We start from the raw sequence: 3,480 nt of genomic DNA, 5'->3' as shown, positions 1-3,480 counted from the left end.
CTCGTGGCTGGCGGCGCGCCTGGCGCTGGCGCGCGGCCTGCCGGTGGTGGCCTTTCCGCTTGGCTTCGCGCCTGCGCAGCTTCCCGTCCTCGGGCCGGGTGCCTGGCAGCCCGCGCCCTGGCGCGGCGGCTGGCGCTGGGCGCCGGCGGAGCTGCTCTCTGCGTGCGGCGGTTTGCCGCATGACCGCCAGTCATTATTTGCTTGACATTATGACCGAGTAGCATAAAATATGACTGTGGGACATTACTTCGTTATCATGCTCTACCCGTATCACAACAAGAAAAGGAGTCTGTTCATGGATGGCCTGGCTTTTCTGCAGTTGGCGAATGAGGTTCTCGGCGAAGTGGGCGCCGAGCTGAGGGAGTGCGCCGCGCGCCTCGACCGTGGCGGGGGCGCGGACTGGTGGCAGCGACAGGAGCAGCTGGAGCGCGAGCAGCAGGAGGATGCGCTTGCCCTTCAACATGACCGGAGGGCATGAGCGATGACCGGAACGCATTGCGAGGAAGCCGAAGCTGTCGCCGTGGCGGCGGAGGCCGCGCCCCGTCCGCCGGCGGTGATGGCGCCGGCGCATCTGCAGCCGGCCAGCCCGCTCGATCTGCCCGCCGAGGTCTTCCGCGCCGGCCTCGACCGCCGCAAGGCCAACCGCGCCGCGCTCATGGAGTGGGTGCGCGCCGCCCTGGTGGAGGGCGTGGATTTCGGGCGCATCCACACGGCGGGGAAGAGCAAGTGCGCCTACGCGGCGAAGGGCCTGGGGAACGAGTGCCCCGACCCGCGCCACTGGAGCAAGCCCAGCCTCTTCAAGCCGGGCGCCGAGAAGATTTGCGGAATGCTCGGCGTCACCGTCCATTACCCGACCCTGCACGACTACGAGCAGGCCGCGCTGCACGGCGTGGACATCAAGCACGTCATTCTCCGCTGCGAGATACGCGACGCCGGCGGGCGCGTGGTGGCCGACGGCGTCGGCGCGCGCACGCTGGCGCAGGACTACGGCGACCTGAACAAGGCCTTGAAGATGGCCGAGAAGAGCGCCCACATCGATTCGGCGCTGCGCATGGCGGGGCTGAGCGAGGTTTTCACGCAGGACATCGAGGACATGAAAGGAGGATTCGGCAATGACCAAGGCAAGCAGGATTCCGCTGGCGTGGCGGCTGGCGATGAAGGCGCAGCGCAGGCGGATGCGCCGGCGGCGATCACGGAGGCGCAGCGAAGAAGGCTGGAGGCCCGCATCGACGGGCTCGGCTTCGACCGCGAGCGGGTGAAGGACTGGCTGCGCCGCGCGACACACGGACGCGTCGCGCACTTCGCCGACCTGACGACGAGCGATTACGCGATTCTCGACGGCAAGCTTGAACAATGGGCGCAGGAGCAGCCGGCATGACGCGCGAGGAATGGCTGGCCGCCGCCGTGGCGGCCATGCGGCCGTGGTTCGAGGCCGAGGGCGCGCCGCTGCCCGAAGCGGTGCGCGCCTCCTGCGGCTGGCCGAGCCGGAAGGGCCTGTCGGCGAGCCGGCGCCGCATCGGCGAGTGCTGGGACCCGAAGGCCTCGGCGGCGGGGGCGTCGGAGATTTTCATATCGCCGTGCCTGGCCGAGCCGGCGCGCGTGCTCGACGTGCTGGTGCATGAGCTGGTGCATGCCGCCGTCGGCGTGTCGCACGGCCACCGCGGGCCGTTCCGCCGGCTGGCGAAGGCGCTCGGGCTGGAAGGGCGCATGACCGCCACCCACGCCGGGCCGCAGCTGGCGGCGCGTTTAAACGCGCTGGCCGAGAAGCTCGGCCCCTATCCGCACGGCGCGCTCGACCGCTCCGCCGCCGGGCGCAGGCAGAACACCCGGATGCACAAGGCCATCTGCCCGGCCTGCGGCTTCACCATGCGCGTCGCCGCGAAGTGGGCGGGCTACGGCCTGCCGGTGTGCGCCTGCGGGGAGCAGATCGCCCTGGCGTGAGCAGCAGCGACTTGCACCGCGCGGCGGAACTGGCCGCGCGCAACGAGGAGCGCCGCCTCAGGTGGCGCGCGAGATGGATCAACCACTGGAGGAACCGCAATGACCAAGAAGCTCTACGACGTGTGCCATGGCCGCGAATACGAGAAGGGCGGCGAGACGAAGACGGCCTGGAGCCGGGTCGGTGTGCTGGTGATGGCGGAGGACGGCCGCATCGCGATCCGGCTTGACGCCGTGCCGGCCGGCGCCTGGGACGGCTGGCTGAAGGTTTTCCCGCGCGAAGAGAAGGACAAGCCCGCGCCAGCGCCCGCAGCACCGCCGCCGAAGGCGAAGCCGGCCTTCGCCGACATGGACGACGACATCCCGTTCTGACAACGCCGTCCTGCGCAGACTGACTTTTACCGAGAGGAACTGACATGCACATCTTTCTGGACATCGAGACCATCCCGGCGCAGGGCGCGGGCGCGCGCGAGGAGATCGCCGCCGCCATCGCGCCGCCGGGCAACTACAAGAAGGCCGAGACCATCGCCGAGTGGGAGCGCGAGCAGAAGCCGGCGCTGGTCGAGGAGGCCTGGCGCAAGACCGCGCTGGACGGCGCCCTCGGGCAGGTCGCCTGCGCGGCGATTGCCATCGACGACGCGCCGCCGGCGGTGTTCTACGAGGAGGACTGGGCGCGTGCCGAGCCGGCCATCCTGCGCGGGCTGTTCGCCGCCATCCGCGCGGCGCACGACGGGGCGCGCATGACAAGGCCGGTTTTTGTCGGCCACAACATCGCCGGCTTCGACCTGCGCTTCCTCTTCCAGCGCGCCGTGCTGCACGGCATCGAGCCGCCGGCCGTGATTCCCTTCAATGCCCGCCCCTGGGAGGACTGCATTTTCGACACCATGACCGCCTGGGCCGGCTACGGCAACCGCGTCGGCCTGGACAAGCTCTGCCGGGCGCTGGGCGTGCCAGGGAAGGGCAGCGAGATCGGCGCCGAGATCGACGGCGGCAAGGTGTGGGATTTCGTCGCCGACGGGCGCATCGCCGAGGTGGCGGAGTACTGCAAGGGCGACGTCGAGCGCGTGCGCGCCGTGTTCCGGCGGCTGACTTTTGCGGAGAAGCCGCAGCGCACCGTGCCGCAGGGACTGACTTTCGCGGAGGCCGCATGCTGATCCTGCGCGAGGGCAATCTGGTCACGATCAGCCTCTCCCGGCGCAACATCGCGCTGCTGCTGGAAGCCAACCCGATCCGCTTCGACGGCGCCGAGGCGGGACTGCCAGGCGTCACCTTCCGCATCCTGGTGGGTGAGCCGGAACCGGCGCCGCGGGCGGCGTGCTTCATGATGCCGGCGGTGAGGATGACCTGAGCGGAGAACGCCAGCGGATGAACCTGTTCCTGACCGAGGCGGAAATAGCCCAACTCACCGGGCGCAAGCTGAAGTCGCGGCAGATCGAGTGGCTGCGCGGCTCGGGCGTGCCCTTCTATGTCAATGCCGGCGGGCGCCCGGTGGTAACGCGCGCGGCCGTGGTCGGCGCCGGCGATGCGCCGCCCGTCCTGCGC

The 3,480-nt window shown here is 70.1% G+C and carries 8 protein-coding genes; all 8 read left to right on the top strand.

Translation table 11 applies throughout. The annotated features are described in order from the left end of the window. Positions 1-205, top strand: a 205-nt coding sequence (locus tag F9K34_RS17945) for a hypothetical protein (protein ID WP_291338475.1), incomplete at its 5' end; no start/stop codon positions are given. 51 nt (positions 206-256) lie between these two features. Beyond that, positions 257-478 (top strand): hypothetical protein, encoded by a 222-nt coding sequence (locus tag F9K34_RS17940; RefSeq protein ID WP_291338474.1) that lies wholly within the window; start codon positions 257-259, stop codon positions 476-478. Positions 479-481: 3 nt separating this feature from the next. Then, the gene (locus F9K34_RS17935) at positions 482-1,378 is read left to right on the top strand and encodes a hypothetical protein (RefSeq protein ID WP_291338473.1); all 897 of its coding nucleotides are present in this window, start codon (positions 482-484) and stop codon (positions 1,376-1,378) included. Beyond that, on the top strand, positions 1,375-1,941 hold the full coding sequence (locus F9K34_RS17930; protein WP_291338472.1) for a transcription elongation protein SprT: 567 nt from the start codon (positions 1,375-1,377) through the stop codon (positions 1,939-1,941). The genes F9K34_RS17935 and F9K34_RS17930 overlap by 4 nt, the downstream gene beginning before the upstream one ends. Positions 1,942-2,040: 99 nt before the next feature. Next, positions 2,041-2,310: a hypothetical protein gene (locus F9K34_RS17925; protein WP_291338471.1), complete on the top strand. Its 270-nt coding sequence runs from the start codon at positions 2,041-2,043 to the stop codon at positions 2,308-2,310. A gap of 44 nt (positions 2,311-2,354) precedes the next feature. Further along, on the top strand, positions 2,355-3,092 hold the full coding sequence (locus F9K34_RS17920) for a hypothetical protein (protein ID WP_291338470.1): 738 nt from the start codon (positions 2,355-2,357) through the stop codon (positions 3,090-3,092). Then, a complete protein-coding gene (locus tag F9K34_RS17915) occupies positions 3,086-3,286 on the top strand; it encodes a hypothetical protein (RefSeq protein WP_291338469.1) in 201 nt (66 codons plus the stop codon). The genes F9K34_RS17920 and F9K34_RS17915 overlap by 7 nt, the downstream gene beginning before the upstream one ends. A gap of 17 nt (positions 3,287-3,303) precedes the next feature. After that, the coding region (locus F9K34_RS19085; RefSeq protein WP_366557923.1) for a DUF4224 domain-containing protein at positions 3,304-3,480 on the top strand (177 nt) is incomplete at its 3' end.

The organism is Albidovulum sp. (genome assembly GCF_008933605.1).
Lineage (GTDB): Bacteria > Pseudomonadota > Alphaproteobacteria > Rhodobacterales > Rhodobacteraceae > Albidovulum.
The sequence above is the reverse complement of the archived record's forward strand: the minus strand, read 5'-3'. Positions and strand labels throughout refer to the sequence as shown.